Source organism: Paenibacillus whitsoniae, from assembly GCF_003955665.1.
GTDB lineage: Bacteria > Bacillota > Bacilli > Paenibacillales > NBRC-103111 > Paenibacillus_E > Paenibacillus_E whitsoniae.
In genome coordinates this window covers 1-20,652 of record NZ_RXHU01000128.1, presented here as the reverse complement: position 1 = coordinate 20,652, position 20,652 = coordinate 1, and the positions used below count along the sequence as shown (strand labels likewise).

Genomic DNA, 20,652 nt, shown 5'->3' with positions numbered 1-20,652 from the left:
ATTTCGAAAAAACGTGTTGGGAAAATTAATGCCGCACCTCGATCGAATCAGTATGATGAATCTATCGGGATCGGGCAACACTTCAGTGATAGATCCCGGGTATCTAAGCGTGAATCTATCAGGAGGAGGGGATCGCACAGCCAATCTGAAGTGCATCGCAACAGCATGATGTGACGGAAGAAATCTAACATTTCTTATGAGGAGGTTTAAGCTTGAGACAACCCAGGAGCATGTGGTGGAAACACCTTGCAGCATCCAAATCCGTACAAACGCTCTTCGCCTCGGCCATTACTGCAAGCGCTCTCATTTTGATTCCGCAGTTAGTGTCGGCGAACACGATCTCGAACAGCTACTTCAACGTCGAGACGGGAACGAACGGTGAAATTACGTCGTTAAAGCTTACGGGCGACACGTACCCAACGAATTATGTGATGAATGCAACGAACGCGCCGAATCAAAATACGGCGGATCACCAATGGGCCGGTGAACTCATGTTCAAGTACCGCCTTGGCACAGGCGCTTGGACGGAAGCGCTCACGAGCAAATCGGGCGATGCCCGCACCGTCACGCAAAGCGGCTCAACCATTACGGTCAGCTACCAGAACTCCGCAAATGCCTCCGGCATCAAGAACTTCAAAGTGGATGAAAGCTACTCGCTCGTTAGCGATTATTTAAAATGGCAAATCACGGTGACGAACACGAGCACGCAGACGCTGGAAATCGGCGATTTTGGGCTTCCGCTCCCTTTTAACGAGTTTTTTACGGCCGGCAATAATGATGAAATTTACGAAACGCGCACGATTTCGCATGCATTCATTGGCAATAACAGCTCGTATTTGATTGCTCAGCGTCCTAGCGGCATCGGACCTTTTCTGATGATGGTACCTGATACGACAACGGGTGCAGGACTTGAATATCAAGATAACTGGCGGGTGGAGGAGCACCCGGGCAGCAAGTGGGCAGCAGATCAAGGCGGTTATTCCAAGGGGCTTAACGTTTATTATATCCACTCGAATGTCATCAAAAGCAACAACCGGGGCTACCTGCCGAACACAAGCTTAACGCTTGCACCGGGCGCAAGTAAAACGTATGCGTTTAAGTTTTTCAAAGTGGCTGACGAGTACGCGGTTCAGGATCGGCTTTATAGCGAGGGTATGATTGATTTTAATGTGGTGCCGGGCATGATCGTACCGACGAACCAAACGGCCAAATTCGATTTGCATACCTCCAAAACGATTACAGCGATCACGCCGCAATACCCTTCCGAGACCACGATTACCTCACTCGGCACAACAGGCACGAATCATAAGCTGTATCAACTTACCATGTCTCATCTCGGACAGAACAACATTACAGTCCAGTACGGTTCCGGCGAACAAACCGTGCTCCAGTTCTACGCGATCGAACCGATCGATACGGCGCTGCAGCGTCATGCGACCTTTATGGTGAACAATCAGCAGTGGAATCTTCCCGGCGACCTTCGGGATAAAGTGTTTGACGACTGGATGATGCAAAATAAAGCCAAACGCAACAGCTTTGCCGGTTATTGGGGCTGGGGCGACGATTGGGGCTTGACGCACGGTCAATTTCTGGCGGAAAAGAATGCGCTGAATCCGGTCGCTTCCGAGGTCACGGCGGTCGATAATTATTTGGAGACTGCGGTGTGGACGAACCTGATGGCAGGCCATCACACCGATTATCTGGTGCCGGACTTCCTGATGCCGCAGCCGAATACGACGCCGACTTATCGGGGCTATGCCTACCCGCATATTTATAACACCTATTTCAGCATGTATAAAATCGCGAAGCTGTACCCGAATCTAATCACTTATAAAAACCCGGCGACGACCTATTTACTGCGGGCTTATAATATTTTGAAAGCTCTCTATGACGGTCCTGTGGCCTATAATTGGTCGACGGGGCTTATGGGCGAACTGACGACGCCTGATATCATAAAGGCGCTGCAAGCGGAGGGCTACACGACACAGGCCAACGATGTCATCAGCAAAATGGCGACGAAATACGCCAACTTCTCCGCAAACGCCTATCCATACGGCTCGGAGTACAGCTACGACAATACCGGCGAAGAGTCGGTGTATATGCTGGCGACGATGAACAATAACAACACAATCAGAGGAAAAATCAATGCCAAAACACGCGCCTCGCGCGGGCATATGCCAGTCTGGTACTACTATGCGGATCCTGTGACCATTACCGGCGATAACTGGTGGAACTTCCAGTACAGCACATCCTTGGCCGGCTATGCGATGGATGATTGGATCAGAACGAGTTCCACGAAGCCGGAAGTCGAGCAGCGGTTGTCCTATGCGGCGAAAATCGCCAACGTTAGCGCGATCAATTCCGGTCAGATCAGCAGCGACCCGGCGAATATCGGCGCGGTGTCCTGGACGTACCAGGCGAACAAAGGCAACTATGGCGCGCTTGGACTCGACGGAGGACCTTTATTCAATGGCTGGCGCGGAATGAGCGGGGAAGCCGACTTAGGCTTGTTCGGTGCGTTAAAAGTATTAAGTGCCGACGTCTCCGTGGATCCGATTTTTGGCTTGTATGGCTACGGGGCAGATGTGACGCTGAATAGCGGAAAATACACGATTACCCCTAAAGACGGTTTAAGTAAACGTCTGAACCTTATTACTGAAAAGCTCTCGATGGAGCTTGAGAGAGATCAGTATACTTCAGCCATTGTGGCTGCAGCGAAAAACGATGTGAATTTTACATTGAAAAATGCAACGCCATCCTCCGCTCATGTGACCAAAGTGACGTTTACCGGGCTTGCTGCGGGTACGTACAATGTGCTGGTGAACAATGCCGTAACGGGGACTGTTAATGTGGCCAATGGCGTCAAAACGGTTGTGAGTCTTAATATTGGAACTAATGCTACCTATGATGTTAAGCTGCAAGCCGGCACACCATCAGGACCTATCGATGTGGCTCCTCAAGGCACAGCCACGACATCCTTCGTATCGGCATGGGAAAGTCTGGCTGGGTTGAATGACGGGTATACGCCAACGAGTTCAAATGACAGAGGACACGCGGTGTATGGCAACTGGGATAATCCAGGGACGACGCAGTGGGTGCAATATGATTTTGCCTCTGCGAAGACGCTTTCCAGTACAGCGATTTATTGGTTTGATGATGACCAAGGTATCGATCTTCCTGCTTCCTACACCATTCAATATTGGAACGGTACCGCTTGGGTCAATGTCGCCAGTCCATCCGGCTTAGGTTTGCTGCCGAATCAGTATAATACAACGACCTTCACGCCGGTATCGACGACCAAGATTCGCGTCAATGTGACAGCTAAATCTACGTTCTCAACAGGCATTGAGTCGTGGAGGGTTTTCGGTACTTAAATAATTGGGCTGTTCGATTTGTAGAGAACTCTACGATCGAACAGCCTTTTTTATTGTCTGGGCGAAGGACCATACCTCACTTAATCTTGCACATTCAGTAAAAATAACCACACGATCAGTAAAGATATTTGCATCATAGCGATTCCATATCCCGCTACAATAGGCAATATGCAAGTAAAGTCGTACAAGGAGGATATGTGAATGAGCATGAAGCATTTGGTCAGGAACAAGATCAGCGCAATTGCTATGAGTACATTGCTCGTGCTTGAATTAATCCCAGCATTCAGCTTGCCGACGGTTTCAGCGGCCACGGTGACACCCGTCTTTGCTGCCGCCTATATGGGGTCAAACTCCGCGACAGGTACTACGCTGCCGGCGACGGTTCAGATTGACGGACAGAGTACGCCTGTCACCTGGAGCATCAGCGACGACGCGTTTGCCGTGCCTTACGACACGGTAACGGTTACCGGTACCGCCGGGGGCCAGTCGGTTTCGGCCAGCGTAGAAGTGATTCCGCCGGCAAGCAATCCGTTGGTTTATTTTGTGGACAGCGGCCGGGGCGGCGATTCCTATGGCAATCCCGCTACGACATCGCCGGTCTTTGAAGCTGTAAAGCAATTAACCGGCTCTAATTTGCTTAACCTAGCGCCGGATCAGAGGTATGTCAGCGGCACAACGGACTGGGGCTTTGATGATTCGGTGCAGAAAGTGAAAAATGCCCAAAACGGGAATTTGACCAATCCAGCAACGGATCCGTCTATTTGGGTGGTGGGACTTAGGGCCGATCCGGCTACTCAGCATATTATTTATAAATTAAAAGCGCTTGAAGCCGGAACATATACGCTAAGCAGCGGCTTCTACGACTGGTATGGGACACGCTCTCGCGATATGAGGCCTCAACTGGAATATACCGATCAAAGCGGTGCTAAGAAGACGCTTCTTTTTGACCAATTCAATACGAATACGACGAAGTTTATCTCCAGTGAATTTACGATTCCCGCAGATATTGATACTAGTGTCGCGATGACGTTGACGTATGCTTACGTCGCGAATGAGAAGCCGATCCTGAGCTGGTTTGCCATTGCCCAGGGGGGCATCAAGCAAATGATTGCGGATGCGAAGCAAGCGGCAGCCTCCCTTGTGAAAGTAACGCTGGATGGTAATGATGTGAAGGCCGACAATCTCAACGGTCTCACGTTCAAAGGTTTTGGCGTGCTCAGCGGCAACAGCTCCAGCGCGCTTCTAATGGATTACAAATCCGAGAATCCCGAGGCTTACGCGGAAATGATTCGCATTTTGTTCGGCGGGGATCATCCGTTGATGGATCATGTGAAAATTGAGATGGGCAACGACCGCAACAACTCAACAGGTCCGGATCCAGCGACGATGCGTACAGCCGATGAATCAGCCAATGTCGCCAGACATCCCGGCTTCCAGCTTGCGGCGGATGCGAAGAAAGTCAATCCGAACTTGAAAGTGAGCATCCTGCGCTGGAACGCGCCGGGGTGGGCAAATTCGAACGATAAAATCTATACCTGGTACAAAAATACGATTCTAGCGGCCTATCGCCAATACGGCTACATGGTCGATTATGTGAACCCGGGCGTGAACGAGAGCTCGCCAGATCTGACATGGACCAAGCAATACGCCAGTCAGGTGAAGTCAGACAGTACAGGGTTCAATAACGATACGGAAAAATCGCTCTACAACAGCATCAAAGTCGTCATTTCCGACGAAGTAGGCGTCGGCTCGTTCGGCGGCACCATGGTGAGCGACGTGACCCTGCGGGATGCTGTTGCAGTCGCAGGTTATCACTACAACACCGATGACGACAGCGCAGGCAATTTCAAAAAGCTCGCTGAGCAGTTCGACAAAGAGGTATGGAACAGCGAGGCGCAGGCGACTTTCAGCAACTCGGCTTTCCGCCCGAACAACAATATGAAGGACCCTTCCGTAGCCGGCACAGGCATTGGCGGAACCGGCGGCCCGCTGGAAATGGGCAATACGATTATCAAAGGCTTCGTAAACTCCCGTCGGACCCATTTTGTTTACCAACCGGCGATCGGATCTTTCTATGAAGGCGGTCAGTATTCTTTTAAAGAATTGCTTAGCGCACGCGATCCTTGGTCAGGCTGGATGCACTATGATGCGGGGCTTATCATTTTGAAGCATTTCAGCGACTTTGCCAATACAGGCTGGGAGAATGATACCAATACGGCAGGCATTTGGCGGGCCGTTCCGCAAGCGAGCTACACAGGCGCATCGGGGACGAACCCTGTCAGCGGACGCAATGGGACGCCAAGCTACATGACGCTGGCCGCTCCCGACAAGAGCAACTTCTCGACGGTGATCGTGAATGACAGCGAATATGAGAAAACCTACAAGCTCCAGGCACTGAACATGAGCTACACAGGCAACCCGGCGATGGAAGTATGGGAGACGCGTGCAGCGAATCAAGGTGCGGCTTTTAACAGCAACTATTTAAAATATTTGGGCAATGTAAGTGCAGACAACGGAGGCGTCTACACGGTTCACGTCAAGCCTTATTCGATCGTGACGGTGACCACGCTGCAGAAGCATGGCGATGCGAGCTTCGCGAAGTCGCTGCCTGTAGAGGGTGAGCGTACCGTACTTGATACGGATGCGACCGGAGCAGTGCAGAATACGACGGATAAAATCCTGTATGCCGACAATTTCGATTATACCGGCAAAACGGTACCGGTTCTCGGCGCTGACGGCCACATTGCCGGCAGCGAAGACTATATTGACTCCCGTGGCGGCAGTAAGAGCGTTATTCCGCGCTACACCTCCGACCGCAACGGCGCGTTCGAAGCGTATTTGCCGGACGGATCGACGAACTACGTGCTGCGTCAGCAAGTCGATAAGGTCAGCATGGGGCTTGGCGGCAGCTGGAATAGCGGCGATCCCGTCACCGGCATTGGGGACAATCGGTGGATGAACTACAAGGCCAGTATTGATGTTTCTTTTGAAAACAACAGCACACAAAGCGGTGCGAACTATGCGGCGATCGGCGCGCGTTCGCAAGGGGGCGGCAGCTCACACGCCATTACGGGGACGCCCTATGTGCTCAAGTTCTGGTTCGACGGTGGTTGGCAGCTATTGGTCAACAATAGCGCCGTTGCGAGCGGCAATGCAGCCACCGGAACCGGCGGCGTGAAGATTGAAGGATTCAACACGGCTTATGATGCTGTGCATAACATGGCAGTCCAGGTTGCCGGCGCTACAATCAGCGCTTATCTGGACAATGTGAAGCTTGCAGAGTACACGGACGCGGCACCGAAATTGTCCGGCAGGGTCGATCTCGCCAGCGGATACTATAATGTACGTTTTGATAACCTGCGCGTGGAGACAGTAGACGGTTACGCGCCATACTACACGGAGCTTCTCGACAATCTGGAGATGAACGATCTGGCTTCCCCGCCGGCAACCAAGCTGGTTTACAGCGGTTCATGGAGCCATCAGAACGGGCAAGGCATGTATGTGTACCAGCGTTCCATCTCGACGAGCCAATCGGCAGGCGCAGCGCTGTCGTACACATTTACAGGAACTGGGCTGGACATTCTCGGGCTGAATGACGGATCCGCCAAGCTGAATGTGACCATTGACGGGCAAGTTGTGGCGGTTTCGGCAGCAACGGTTGCCTCGAAGGAGTTATATCAGACCTATGCGCTTCGCGGCCTGAGCTATGGTCAACATACCGTGCAGGTGACTGTCGTGAGCGGCACCCTTGCCGTGGATGCGGTCGCTGTCGTGTCAGGCGGCGTGCAGGCTGCGCCGGATGTGACGACGCTACAGAATGCGGTTAATGCTGCTCAAGCGGTCAGCCGTCAGGATGAGTATACTGAGAACAACTGGACGCTCTTTGAGACGGCACTATCAGCAGCACAAGCGGCGCTCACCAACCCGGTTTCCTCCCGTCTTGATCAGGAAGGCGTCAGCCAGCTTGCCGCACGCTTGACCGCCGCTCAGAACCGGCTGCTTACAGGGAATATTCAATCACTCGCTACACCACTCTATGCAGCGAACTATGTCGGTCATCAGCCGAACCTTCCTCAGAAGGTCGAAGCGACGCTGCTGGACGGATCAAAGCAGTTAGTTACAGTGAATTGGAATTTAACGGGTCTGAACTTCGATACCCCTTACGCAACAGTGGCTGTAACCGGCACTTACGGCAATTTGACGACGGTGTGCTATGTGGAAGTTGTGCCTGAGAATATGCTGTATTTTGCCGATCTAAACGCGACGGCAGCCAGCGCATTAGGCTATAACTCGCCGGCCTATACAGCGGTTGCGGCACTTGCGACAGCTTCTGGCAAAGCGCTGCTTAACCCTACACCGGATCAAGCGTATAACGCTTCTACGGGCTGGGGCTACGCAGGATTCAATGCCAGCGGAGCGGCATCCGTCAGCTTTAAAGGCATCGTCAGCGGTCCTTACAGCAAGCAAACGACGACAGGGATCTATACGGCGAATGCGAACGGCGCCTACCTTACGTATGCGTTCGACAATTTGCCTGCCGGGAAGTATGCATTGACGTTTGGGACCCATGACTGGTGGTCGGTCACGCGAACGGCCGATGTGTATCTGGAATATGACGGTAAAAGTGTGCTGATGGATACTTTTACACTGACCGGCACGACGATCGACGCGGTGAAAAGTTACACCGTGACCAAAGAGCAGGCCGGCACACTCAAATTGAAGCTGGTTGCCAAAACGAACAACCAGTCGCCGCTTCTATCCTTTGTGGGCTTGTCGGAGGTCATAGATAAAACGGCTTTGCAGGCGCTTTATGCGGATAACAAAGAAAAGGCAAATGACAACTATACAGAACAAAGTTGGCACGATTTTCAAACGGCGCTGGCAAACGCGCTTAGCACGCTGAACAATGGGGCGGCGGCTCAGGCTGACGTGGATCAGGCGCTGCAGGCGTTAAATGCGGCGATCGCAGGTCTTGTTCAGATTCCGGATACCGTTAAGCCGGTGATCACACTTCTCGGTTCCCCGATTGTGAATCTGCATCCAGGCGACAGCTACACGGATGCGGGGGTAACGGCAACGGATGATCGTGATGGCGATATTACAGCCAATACCGTGACGACGATCACGTACAACGGCAATCTGGTTCCGGTGATTAGCACCGTGACTTCGGCAACTTACGTCGTACACTACAATGTCAGCGATCTGGCCGGTAATGCCGCGCTTGAAGTGACACGTATGGTCAACATCGCTGAAGATCTGGATACGGCCATTCCTGTGCTTACGCTGACAGGGCAGTCCGTGGTTAACCTGACTGTGGGGGACGGATATACGGATGCTGGTGCGACGGCAGCGGATGACCGTGACGGAGACATCACTGGCCGGATCATGACGACCGTGACGAAGGACGGAAATCTGGTTGAAGGTGTAAATACAGCCGTGGCGGGCACTTATGTGTACCACTATAACGTCAGCGACTTGGCGGGCAATGCGGCGGTTGAGATTACGCGAACGGTCATTGTGACTCCACATGATCCGACTCCAGACCCGGCGGACCCAACTCCGGACCCAGCCCCAGCGCCAACAGTGCCGGCAGTCCCTGAAACGCCTGCGCATACGTTGGTAGTGGGTAACGCGGATGTGAGCAATGCGACCAACGGCGCTGTAGCTGTAAAAGTTTCAGAAGGCATCGAGACGGTGGTGCTTCCTGCGAATACTGCAGAGAAAATGGGCGACAACGCGCTGCGCTTGGATATGCCGAAGCTTTCGATTGAGTTCTCCAAGGCAGCGCTGGACAGCATCCAAGGTTCAGCCGGAGGCCGTTCGGAAGGTGCGCAAATTCAAATTACAGCTGTTGCTGCTCCGAAGGATACAGTTGGCAAGCTTAGCGGCCCTTCCGGCGTTCAGCTGGGAGCAGCCAGTGAAATCTACAATTTCAGCCTGAGCGTTGTCTCGGCGGACGGTACGAAGATTCCGGTTACTGCATTCAAGGAACCGTTGGTGCTTAAGCTAAAAGTAGATCCAAATGCGAACCCTGATCTTCTGGGTATCTACTATATCGCGGAAGACGGCAAGCTTGAATTTATCGGCGGGAAGCTGGTAGATGGCATGATGGTTGCACAGGTCAGCCACTTCTCCAAGTATGCCGTGCTGGAATACAACAAATCGTTTGCCGATGTGAGCACAAGCTTCTGGGCCAACGGCGTCATCAAGAAAATGGCGGCGAAGCACATCATTGATGGCGTAGACGATACGCACTTCAATCCGCAGGGCAACGTGACGCGTGCGCAGTTTGCAGCGTTGCTCGTACGCGCACTTGGCTTGACGGACGGCCATGCTGCAAGCTTCAAAGATGTTGCCTCTAACGCATGGTATGCGGATGTCGTGGCTAAGGCGAGCGCAGCCGGCCTTGTGACCGGACGCACATCCGACACCTTTGCGCCGGACGCGGACGTGACGCGCGAAGAAATGGCCGTTATGATCGTGCGGGCGTACGAATACTTACATGGCAAGACGACGACCCCTCCTCTGGGCCAAAGCGCCTTTGGCGATCAAGGCCAGGTCGGCGACTGGGCGCAGAGTGCCGTAGGCGCTGCACAAGCCTGGGGCCTCATCAGCGGCCGCAGCGGCAACGTGTTTGCGCCGCAGGCGCAAATGAACCGTGCGGAGAGCGCGCAAGTGATTGCGAATCTGCTCCAATAGACCGGGCAGACTTCGCAAGCTATTGCGAATCTGCTCCCGTAAGCTGGAGAGCAGCAGAACCAACAAAGCGAGTCAATGCCGTTAGCGGCGTTGGCTCGCTTTTTATGCGCTTGAAGTGGCCGGCGGAAAGTCGATGCCTGAGGAGGTGAGAGGATGTTTATGGCCGTCAGAGCCTATAATCGGCGATTTTTACCAGCGTACGGTCAGAAATGACCATAAAACTTGAAACCAAGCAAGTTGACACGGTTTCACACGTCTAACGGACGTTTTTATCTGTTAGAGCACGGATTAGCTGAAGAAGCGCCGCTAATGGACATTTGTGTCCGTAAGGCAATTGGTGAGCTAGAAATGTGCTTGCAACGCAGCAAAAGCCGACGAATAAGTGGGCTCGCCGCGTTCGCCTGCTCCCCTCCCTCATGAACTGGAATTTCTCCCGTTCATTTTTGCATTTTTGCCCAAATCGGAGAGCTGAACAGGAATTTCTCCAGTACATTCGCTCGATTTGGCAGCCTCCTTCCGAAAACGACAAAATGAACTGTAGGTTTTCCAGTCCAGTTGGCACTGGAGTTGTATTCACGCGAAATGAACTGGAGGTTTTCCAGTTCATGGGCACATCAAGACGCTCAACTTGTTTGATACCGTCTGGCTCCCGGCGCTGTACATGTCAAGCGCACTGTCGGCTGTCTGAACCTGACACTCCCCTCTTGCCACGCATTCGAGACCTGCTTTGGAAGACCGCCAAACGCATGCGGGGGGATCTCCTGCCAGCATAAGCGGCACGCGTACTTGTCCGCATTTAGGTAAAAATAACGGTGAAGATGCACAAAATAGCGTTATATCCGGGCTGCTTTTTTCCCCTATAATGATCTCAATCTTACTGGATTTGAGGTGAACGGCTATGCGCAACGCAGTTGATTCCGTAGTAACAAATCCGGAGGCCTTGGCTTCCGTGAGAAAAAGAAAAAAAGGCTCACTTCAACGAAGTGAGACGCTTACCGGGTTCCTGTTCGTCAGTCCGATGCTGCTCGGGGTGTTCATTCTCGTGCTGCTTCCGATTCTCGCAACGTTTATTCTGAGCCTGGCCGATTGGAACTTTGTGGCCGGGATGAAAGGGATCCACTGGGTAGGCATGGATAACTTTGAAAAGCTGTGGCAGGACGAGAAATTCATTAAATCCGTCGTCAACAACTTGATTTTTCTGCTCGTCGTACCGGTGTATATGCTTATCTCCATGGTGCTGGCGATCTTGATCGACCGGCATGTGTATATGAAGAGTTTTTTCAAAGTCGCGTACTACATGCCGTATATTTCAAGTATCGTTGCGGTGGCGATTGTGTTCCAGGTACTGTTTCAGCCGTCCTATGGACCGATTAACTCCTTCCTCAGCGCGCTGGGCGTCGAGAATCCGCCAAAATGGATCGCTGACCCGAACTTTGCGTTGTTCTCGGTCATGATGATTACCGTATGGGTGTCCATCGGCTTCAATATGATCGTGTACATTGCAGGCCTGCAGGCGATTCCAAGCGACTTGTACGAAGCGGCTGAAATCGATGGCGCGAATGCCTGGGTCAAATTCCGGCGCATTACTTTTCCGCTGCTGTCGTCAACATCCTTCTTCCTGCTGATTACGGGCATTATCTCGACGTTCAAAGTGTTCGACATCATTGCCGTGCTTACGCAGGGCGGCCCGATCAACTCCACGACGATGATGCTGTGGTACTTGTATGAAACGGCCTTCGTTAACCTGAAAGTCGGTTATTCCTCCTCGATGGCGGTGATCATGTTCATTTTCGTCATGCTGATTACGCTGGGGCAATGGATTGCACAGAAAAAATGGGTGAATTATTAGGAAAGGAGCGAAACGCAAATGGAAGAGCGCGCAGGCTTTAACCTACGCAAAACGATCATCACGCTGGTGATGCTGGCCGGAGCGATTTTGTTCATGCTGCCCTTTTTCTGGATGCTGGTGACATCTTTGAAAGTGGAGAGCGAAGTGTTCGTCTATCCGATCCAGTGGCTGCCGAAGCAGTGGCATGCAGTTGAGAATTATAAGGAAGTATGGTTCGGCAGCTATCCGTTCTACCTGTATTATTGGAACTCGATTAAAATCAGTGTGTTGACTACATTGATTTCCTGTATCGTTTCGAGCCTTGCCGCCTACGGATTTTCCAAAATCCAGTTTAAAGCAAGCAAATACTTGTTCATGATCGTCCTTGCCACATACATGATTCCAGGGTATGCGGTGATCATTCCGCAGTTCATTTTGTACCGGTATATCGGCTTGTTCAACAATCATATCGGGTTGATTCTGATCGGCAGCTTCAGCGTGCTGGGCACATTTATGCTAAGGCAGTTTTTCATGGGGCTGCATCAGGATTTCATTGAATCGGCGAAAATTGACGGAGCGGGCCACTTCCGCATCTACTACGCGATCGGGCTGCCGATTGTGCGGCCGGCGGTTGCCACGTATGCGATCCTCAGGTTCGGCTGGACGTGGAACGATTATTTTAACCCGCTCATATTTCTTCGCACGGATAAATTGTTTACGATTCAACTGGCCATGCAGAAATTCACTTCCGTCAGCGGCGAGTTCTACTCCCTGATTATGGCGGCTGCGGTGTCGGCGATTTTGCCGCTGGTCCTCATTTTTATCATCGGGCAAAAGAACGTGCTGAACGGCATCGCCGTGGGCGGCGTCAAAGGGTAGTGGAAAGCAATTTTAGCCATAAAAGTAAAAATATTTGCGAAATGAGTAAATTTTGTTTCATCAGCTGCGCCTTGCAGGCTTATATAATGTGATTACGCAGAAGATACATCAACTAAATAGGGAGGTTCACTATGAGAAAGAACATTTGGTCAGGGGTCCTTGCAGGCAGCATGGTCGTTGGTATGCTCGCAGCTTGCAGCAGCAATGGAGGTACAACAGCAACAACGCAGCCGTCTGCAGCGGCATCGACAGGAGCGGCAGCAACGGCGGCGCCGAAAGCCGACCCGGTCACACTTCGCTTGTACACGTACGGCACAGAGGAACAATACAACTGGAAGAAAACACTTGATGCATTCACAGCGAAAAACCCGAACATCAAGGTTGAGCTCGTACAGCTCAGCGACAAAGGCGATACACAGGAAGCGACAAAGAAACTTGACCTTGCCGCAGCTTCCGGCGAAACGATCGACGTGCTCATGTTCTCCGATCCGGCTTCTTACGCACAGCGCGTAGGCCTTGGCATGGCGGCTCCGCTGGACGACTTCATTGCCAAAGAAGGCTACAAAGAAGAGGTCGAATACAAAGTCGACACGCATCTGAACGGCAAGGTGTATGCGCTTCCGGGCAAATTCAACCCATGGTACGTCCTGCTGAATAAAGACCACCTGGCTGAAGCCGGCCTTAAAGTGCCGACGGACTGGACGTGGAACGATTTTGCCGATTATGCGAAAAAGCTGACCAAAGGCGAAGGCGCCTCCAAGCGCTTCGGAACGTACTTCCACGGTCCGCAAGGCGGCGGCTGGATGGAGTATCTGAAGCTGATGATGGAGAACCAGCCGACCAACGCGGACTTGCTGAAAGCCGATGGCTCTTCCAACCTGGCCGACCCGAACTTCAAGAAAACGCTCGAGCTGCGCGTGAAAATGGAGAAGGAAGACAAATCCTCCGTTCCTTATGCAGACATGATCTCCCAGAAGCTGGCTTACCGTACGCAGTTCTTTAACCAATCCGCGAGCATGATCGCGATCGGTTCCTGGATGAACACGGAAATCGGCGGAACCGACAAAGTGCCGCTCACATTTAACGTCGCTGTTGCACCGTTCCCGAAAAACAACCCTGGCGATCCGAACGGCCTGACGCCGGTTACAACCGACTATGTGGCAGTAGGCGCGAACTCCAAGCATAAAGACGAAGCGTACAAATTCGTTCGCTGGTATACATCCGAAGGTCAAATCGCGCAAGGCAAAAACATCCCGTCCTGGAGCAAAGTCAGCAACGATGACGTAGGTAAAATCATCGACACGATTTTGGCCGGCACGAAAAACCCTGAGAAAGTCGACAAAGCTTCACTGGTGAACACGCTGACCATCTCCAAAGCTTCGCAAGTCGTACCGCCGGCTTCGTATCAAGCGGAAGTGTACAAAGTGCTGAACACCGAGTATGAGAAGCTGATTCTGGGCAAAGAAGATATCGACACGATGATCAAGAATTCCCAAGAGCAAGTGGACAAAATTATCGCTTCGAATAAAAAGTAATCTCTGATATACTAACGGTATCAAGGGGGCGGGCTGCTAGGCCCTCCCTTTTTTTCATCTAAGAGGGGGACTTGGTGGGGATGTTTACCCGGCTCAAAGAAATGCTGACAATCCGCTCGGTGCGCTACAAGCTGATGGTGGCTTCCATTGCCTGTATTCTGGTGCCTGCGGCCTGCACCATGCTCATCTATAACAGCCTCACCCAGGCAGCGGTGAAAAAGCAAGCGATTTCAAACGCCTCGGATTCGCTCCTGCTTTTAAACGGAAACATTACGAATTTGTTGAAAAGAATGCTGAGCGTCGCGAACTATGTGCAGTTAAATCCGGAAATGAACGCTTATTTTAAAATGCTTGCTTCAGGCAATGCTCCTGAGGGACAGAACGATTTTTACCGCCAATTTACCGATAAAAACAGAGTCATCGAACAATTAGACAGCCTGAGCCTGATGGCGCTTGGCGAGCATTATTTTGTCACGGTACTGTTGACGGACGGCTCTTATTTCATGAATTATTCCATCTCCGAATATAACCCGCTCGAGCTGAAAAGCGAGAAGTGGTTTGAAAGTTTGAAAGGCCTCAACGGTTACAATTCGTTCTGGACCGACACGACGCCGACCGTGTTCCGAACGTTGAAGATGGATAGCCCTTACCAGGTTTCCGTCGTGCGCACGCTGCGGTTGGACAATAAAGAATTGTACGGCTACGTTGTCGTGACGATGCTGGAAAAGCAATTAAATCAACTGTTTGATCGTCTGAACGAGCAAGTCGAATATATGATTGTGAACAGCGAAGATCAGATTATTTCGGATGTGAATCCGAAAAAAATCGGCACGAAGCTGCCTTACCTGCAGCAATTTAAGGAAGGGGCGACTTCGGCGATTATGCCGATTAACGGCGAGAATTTCCTGATCACCAAGCAGGATGTGAATCTGGGGCCGACGGGCTGGAAGCTTGTCTCTTTGCAGCCCTACCAGCAGGCGATCCTAGATATTTCAACGATTTTCAATAACGTGTTTCTCCTGCAAATCGGGTCGTTCTTCGTGTTCCTCATCCTGCTGCTGCTCTTGCTCCGCACCTTTACGCAGCCGCTTATGCAGCTTGGCAAGACAGCCAAAATGGTTCAGCTCGGCAATCTGTCCGTCCGCTCCGGCATTCGGGGGCAGGATGAAATCGGCCGCTTGGGATACTCCTTTGACCAGATGCTGGATAAGGTGAAAGATATGATCGCGGAAGTCTCCGATACGCAGGCCCGCAAGCGAAAAGCGGAGCTGGCGATGCTGCAGGCGCAGATTTCACCGCATTTTCTGTTCAATGTGCTGAACTCCATCCGCATGAAGGTGATGCGGCGCGGCGATCCGGAGAGCGCGACGATGATCGGCTCGCTGTCGAAGCTGCTGCGCATGAGCATTTCCCATGAACAGGATGAGATTTCGCTGCACGAGGAAACCGACCTTGTTTCGCATTACGTCGATCTGATGAATATGCGGCAAAAGGAAGAGACCGCCTATGTCATCGATATTCCATCAGAGGCGTTCCTGATTCAGGTGCCGCGTTTCTTCCTGCAGCCGCTGGTGGAGAACGCGCTGATTCACGGTTTGAATCGCGGAGCGGGGCTGATTACGATCCGCGCGCAGATGGAGAAAGATCACCTGGTGCTCACCGTCGAGGATAACGGCGCAGGGATGGATGCCGATAAGCTGGGAACGCTCCGCCGCAAGATTGCGCGAGGCGAGACGGTGAAGGCATCAGTTGATCGTGTCGGCGGCGGGTTCTCGGGGATTGGGTTACTGAATGTCGTGGAACGGATGAAGATGACGTTCGGCGACCAATTTCAGATGGATGTGCAAAGCGAGCTGGGGCAAGGTACGTCCATCCGAATGATCATTCCGAAGAGGGAGGAGTCTCCATATGTATAAAGTCATGCTCGTCGATGACGACTACCCGGTGTTGGAGCTGCTTTCCGAGGTCATTCCGTGGCAGCAGCTGGGGTTATCGCTCATGGGAACCTATGAGAACGGACTCCGTGCTTGGGAAGACAGCCAGCGGGAACTGCCGGACATCCTGATTACGGATATCGGCATGCCGCGCATGAATGGGTTGGAGCTGATCGCCCGGCTCAAGGAGAGGAAGGGGAATATGCGCTGCATCATTTTGTCTTGCCACAGCGAGTTCCAATTCGCACAGCAGGCGATGCGGCTGAACGTGCAGGATTACTTGATCAAGGATACGCTGGATCCAAAAGATTTGGAAAAGCTGCTGCAGCAGTGCAAGATGAGCCTGGACGACGAAAGGCAGTCGCATTGGCAGCATAGCAAGCTGTCCCATTTGGTGGACGAGACGAAGGAGCTGCGCAAGGAACAGTGGCTCAAAAATTTCATTCAGCAGCCGCTTTTGAACCCGCAAGAGTGGATGAAGGAAGCCGAAGGCTACGGCGTCTTGGTTGAGGACAGTGTGTGTCTTGCCGCCGCGGGGTTTTTGGTAGATGTTAAGCTGGCTCAGAAGCGGTTTTCCTCAGACCAAACGCTGCGCTTTGCCATCACGAATGTGATGGAGGAGGTGCTGCAAACGATGGACATCCGCGTCATGCATGCCGCATACGGGGTGAAAGAGTCCTTGTTTCTTTTCACGTTTCGGCGGGGGATCAAACGCAACATGTTCGAGGATACGGCGGCGTGTGTGCAGGCGATTCAGACGACGCTGTTTCGCGTGCTGAAGCTGGAGATGTCGTTCCTTATCGGAGACGCCTGCCAGACGCCGGAGCAGCTCAAAGGGAATTTGAAAAGCCTGCTGACCGCGGAATCGCAGCGCTTTTATATGGAGGAAGGCGGCATTGCCCGGTTAACGCATGAGGCGGTGGAGCAGAAGGATATTTTCGCGCATTATGATGAAGCCAATTCGGAGCTGCGCGAGGTGCTGCTAGGGAAGCAGCCCGACGAGATCGGCGACGTCGTGGAACGCTGGACCGCCTTCATGCGGGCGGAGGCCTACGCACCGGAGACGGTCAAGGACTGGATGCTCAAGCTGCTGCTCGACCAGAAGCTGAAATGGCAGTCGCTGCAAATGATACGCCCGAGCTATTCGACGGATACGCTGCATAAAGAAATCGTGGACCTGAGCACGCTTCATGAAATGAAGCGCTGGCTGTCCGGGCACCTGCAGGGCATTGCTAATCTGGCCGGAGGCAGCACGGGACCGAGCCTGCGTCCGGAGATCATGAAGGCGTGCCAATACGTCTCCCAGCACCTTGACCGGAAAATATCGCTGGAGGAAGTCGCGGAGCATTGCTTCTTGAATCCGAGTTACTTCAGCCGTTTTTTCAAGAAGGAAGTCGGCGAAAGCTTCATTGAATACGTCACGCGGAAAAAAATGGAGCGCGCCAAAGAGCTGCTGAACCAGACGAATCATCCCAGCAGCAAGATCTGCGAGATGCTCGGGTATGATAATCAGAGCTATTTTATTAAAACGTTTAAAGCGTATGTCGGCGTGACGCCGGTAGAATATCGGGGGTAGGGGGACCAACCGCATCCCGCTCGCCGCCCCAATACCAGTTCTGCAATTGGGAGATTCCTGCAAATCAGCAGGAATTTTTTGCATTTCGGCCGGATTCCCGGGAAAGCCTGCGATAAAGCAGGAATCTTGGGCAGATCGGCCTGTGATGAGGAAAATCGCGCGAAAAAGATGCTCTATCGCAGGCATTTCGCCTGGACGAGCTGGAAAAAGAAAAATGCCTGCTTGTTCGCAGGCGTTTGGGCTGAAGCAAAGTGAAGGGGCGGCGCCTTCTGGCGGAATTGGCGCCGCCTCACCTCTACTGCACGGCAGCCTCCTGCCGAGCGCTCTGCTTGTACCACAGCAGCATGCCCAGCGAGACCACGCCGACGGCCAGCAGCACGCCGTACACATGCTTGTACGACGGAACAAGCGCCGTGTGTGTTTGCAGCTCAAGCAGCAGCCCGCACACGGCGACGGAGATGGAGCCGCCGAAAAACTGGATCAGCTGCATGAGCCCCATACCGGAGCCGATCAGCGGCTTCGGCAGCCTCTGCGACGTCTCGTTGTTAAGCGAGGCAAGCGTCGCTGAGAATGCGGGCGAGAACACGATGTAGCCGGCCAGAATGACGAACGGCGACGCGCCGACGCAGGCGAAGAAGCCGAGCAGGACGAGCGCGAGCAGGCCATGGCCGAGCAGCAGGAAGCGCATATTGCCGAAGCGGTCGATCCAGCGGCCGACGAAGCGCGTGAGGAAAGCGGACAATATGGCGCCCGGCGCAATCGTCAGGCCGATGCGCATGGCACTGAGGCCGAACGCTTTGGCCAGCACGAGCGGCATGAGGAACAGATTGCCGAGATTCAGGATCAGCAGGCAAAAGCCGATCACCACGAGCTTACGGTACGTGCTGTCCCGGAGCAGCGTCGGGTTGATGAAAGTTTCCTGCCCGCGCCGCAAATGCCAGGCATGCACGGCGAATGAAAGGAGGCTGACCGCCAACCATAGCCACGACAGCTGAGTGACCGCCAGCAGCAGCGTGGCCGCATTGACCACAGTATAGCAAGCGCCGGCCAGATCGAAACGAAACGGCGGGGCTTCTTCGCGCGGCAGCAGGCGCAGCAGCACAGGCAAAATCACGAGCACGAGGCAGGTCACTGCGAACAATCCATTCCAGCCGAAGTATTCGCTGATGATGCCCCCGACGATCGGACCGAGCCCGAACGCCATGGCGCTTCCCGCGGAGATCATGGCAATGGCGGAGCCGCGGCGCTCCGGCGGGATGTAGCGGCTGGCGAGCACGAGTCCGAGCCCGGCCATGACCCCTGCGCCGGCGGATTGGAGAATGCGAGCCGCGAGCAGGGTGCCGAAGCTGTGGGCGAACAAGCCGAACACCGAGGAGAAGCCCAGCACGCACAGTCCGACCATGAGCAATTTGCGGATCGTAACGGCGTCAGAGAGCCGGCTGTAAATGACCGTAGACAGCGCGTAACCGATCGAGTAGCTGGAAATAACCCAGGAACCGAGATCCGCGGTAATGTGCAAATCTTGGATAATGCTTGGAATGGACACGTTAAACATCGTCGTGTTCATCACCACGATAAAAAGCCCGATCGTCCATACGGGCATCACAATTTTGTCATTCATAAAGATACCGTCCAGTCTGTTCATAGGATGTCTGCCGAGAAATCAGTCCCTTTTAATTATAGTAAAGATGCCCCGAAATAGCCAAATTACAAGTATGGCCCATTGACAACGGCGGCTTTAGCAGGCATAATTTAATTATTAGATAATTATCTAAATATTAAAATAGGAAGAACGGAGGGGTGGCAATGAACGAGGCTTTCAAAGCCCTTGCTGACCCGACCCGACGCGAGATTTTGCAATTGCTTCGGGATAAGAGCCGGAATGCCGGCGAAATTGCCGAGCATTTTAATATCAGCAAGCCAAGCATCTCGCACCATCTGAACCTTTTGAAGCAGGCGGGACTTGTGCTTGATGAACGACAGGGCCAGCACATTGTGTATTCGCTGCATACGACGGTGGTCGAAGATGTGATCGGCTGGATGTTCAAGATGATGAAGAAGAATGATACCGAGGAGGAACAGCCATGAAAAAAATAAAGGAAATTTTGCTGCTGATCATCAGCTTCTCTCCCGCGATCTGGGCGCTCATTGTGTATAACCAACTGCCGGATACAGTGGCCAGCCATTTTGGCGCAAATAACGAACCGAACGGCTGGATGAGTAAAAATGGCATGATCATCGTGCTCGTGCTGTTAGGCTTTATGCCCTTGTTCCTGAAGGCGGTTCGAGCCATCGATCCAAAACGCGGCAATTTCAGCAAGTTTCCCGTGGCTTTTGAAGTGACGCGAATCGGGGTCAGCATTCTGCTTGCCGCTGCGGGCTGGGGGATGCTGCTGTATAATCTCGGCTACCATGTGCAGATGTCCAAAATCGTACTGGTGGCCATCGGCGTTCTTTTTGCCGTGATGGGCAATTTCATGACGCAGGTGAAACCGAACTATACGTTCGGCATCCGCACGCCATGGACACTCGCCAATGACGAGATTTGGCGAAAGACGCATCGCATGGGCGGCCCGCTCATGATGCTAGGCGGTGTTTTCGCCTTCATCGCCGCGTTCGTAACGAACGGAACGGCAGTCATTGTGCTGATCGCTGCGATGATCGCTATGTTTTTGGTTCCAGTGTTGTATTCGTACGTACTGTATGCGCGGATGCCGAAGTGAGGGATCGGGATAAGTGTCAGCGTGATCAACGTCTCTACATCCATGGTAAATGGATGTAGGGACGTTTTTTGTAGGCTAGTAGGGGGTCGCGGCTGCTGATTATC

The 20,652-nt window shown here is 52.8% G+C and carries 10 protein-coding genes; 9 read left to right on the top strand and 1 reads right to left on the bottom strand.

The features are described 5' to 3' along the window. Nucleotides 1-230 precede the first annotated feature (230 nt). The 7 genes from EJQ19_RS30260 (at nucleotide 231) to EJQ19_RS30230 (ending at nucleotide 17,825) form a co-directional block, all read left to right on the top strand. A complete protein-coding gene (locus tag EJQ19_RS30260; protein ID WP_126144937.1) occupies nucleotides 231-3,374 on the top strand; it encodes a DUF5695 domain-containing protein in 3,144 nt (1,047 codons plus the stop codon). A gap of 201 nt (nucleotides 3,375-3,575) precedes the next feature. Further along, nucleotides 3,576-10,073 carry an S-layer homology domain-containing protein gene (locus tag EJQ19_RS30255; RefSeq protein WP_126144935.1) on the top strand — a complete coding sequence of 2,166 codons (6,498 nt, stop codon included), beginning with the start codon at nucleotides 3,576-3,578 and terminating at the stop codon, nucleotides 10,071-10,073. A 949-nt stretch (nucleotides 10,074-11,022) separates the two neighbouring features. Further along, a complete protein-coding gene (locus EJQ19_RS30250; protein WP_420901709.1) occupies nucleotides 11,023-11,922 on the top strand; it encodes a carbohydrate ABC transporter permease in 900 nt (299 codons plus the stop codon). 18 nt (nucleotides 11,923-11,940) lie between these two features. Then, a complete protein-coding gene (locus EJQ19_RS30245) occupies nucleotides 11,941-12,780 on the top strand; it encodes a carbohydrate ABC transporter permease (protein ID WP_126144933.1) in 840 nt (279 codons plus the stop codon). A gap of 131 nt (nucleotides 12,781-12,911) precedes the next feature. Continuing rightward, nucleotides 12,912-14,315 carry an ABC transporter substrate-binding protein gene (locus EJQ19_RS30240; RefSeq protein WP_126144932.1) on the top strand — a complete coding sequence of 468 codons (1,404 nt, stop codon included), beginning with the start codon at nucleotides 12,912-12,914 and terminating at the stop codon, nucleotides 14,313-14,315. Between the two features lie 80 nt (nucleotides 14,316-14,395). Beyond that, nucleotides 14,396-16,231, top strand: coding sequence for a cache domain-containing sensor histidine kinase (locus tag EJQ19_RS30235; protein WP_126144936.1), 1,836 nt, complete (start codon nucleotides 14,396-14,398; stop codon nucleotides 16,229-16,231). Beyond that, nucleotides 16,224-17,825, top strand: coding sequence for a response regulator transcription factor (locus tag EJQ19_RS30230; RefSeq protein ID WP_126144931.1), 1,602 nt, complete (start codon nucleotides 16,224-16,226; stop codon nucleotides 17,823-17,825). The genes EJQ19_RS30235 and EJQ19_RS30230 overlap by 8 nt, the downstream gene beginning before the upstream one ends. A gap of 295 nt (nucleotides 17,826-18,120) precedes the next feature. Here EJQ19_RS30230 and EJQ19_RS30225 read toward each other — a convergent pair whose 3' ends face one another. Then, nucleotides 18,121-19,446, bottom strand: a complete 1,326-nt coding sequence (locus EJQ19_RS30225; RefSeq protein WP_126144930.1) for an MFS transporter — start codon at nucleotides 19,444-19,446, stop codon at nucleotides 18,121-18,123. Between the two features lie 185 nt (nucleotides 19,447-19,631). On the opposite strand from EJQ19_RS30225, the gene EJQ19_RS30220 reads away from it, so the two are divergent. Together EJQ19_RS30220 and EJQ19_RS30215 are read left to right on the top strand one after the other, a co-directional pair. After that, nucleotides 19,632-19,913, top strand: a complete 282-nt coding sequence (locus EJQ19_RS30220; protein ID WP_126144929.1) for an autorepressor SdpR family transcription factor — start codon at nucleotides 19,632-19,634, stop codon at nucleotides 19,911-19,913. Further along, nucleotides 19,910-20,548, top strand: coding sequence for an SdpI family protein (locus EJQ19_RS30215; protein WP_126144928.1), 639 nt, complete (start codon nucleotides 19,910-19,912; stop codon nucleotides 20,546-20,548). Before EJQ19_RS30220 ends, EJQ19_RS30215 begins: the two co-directional genes overlap by 4 nt. The last annotated feature ends 104 nt before the right edge of the window (nucleotides 20,549-20,652 follow it).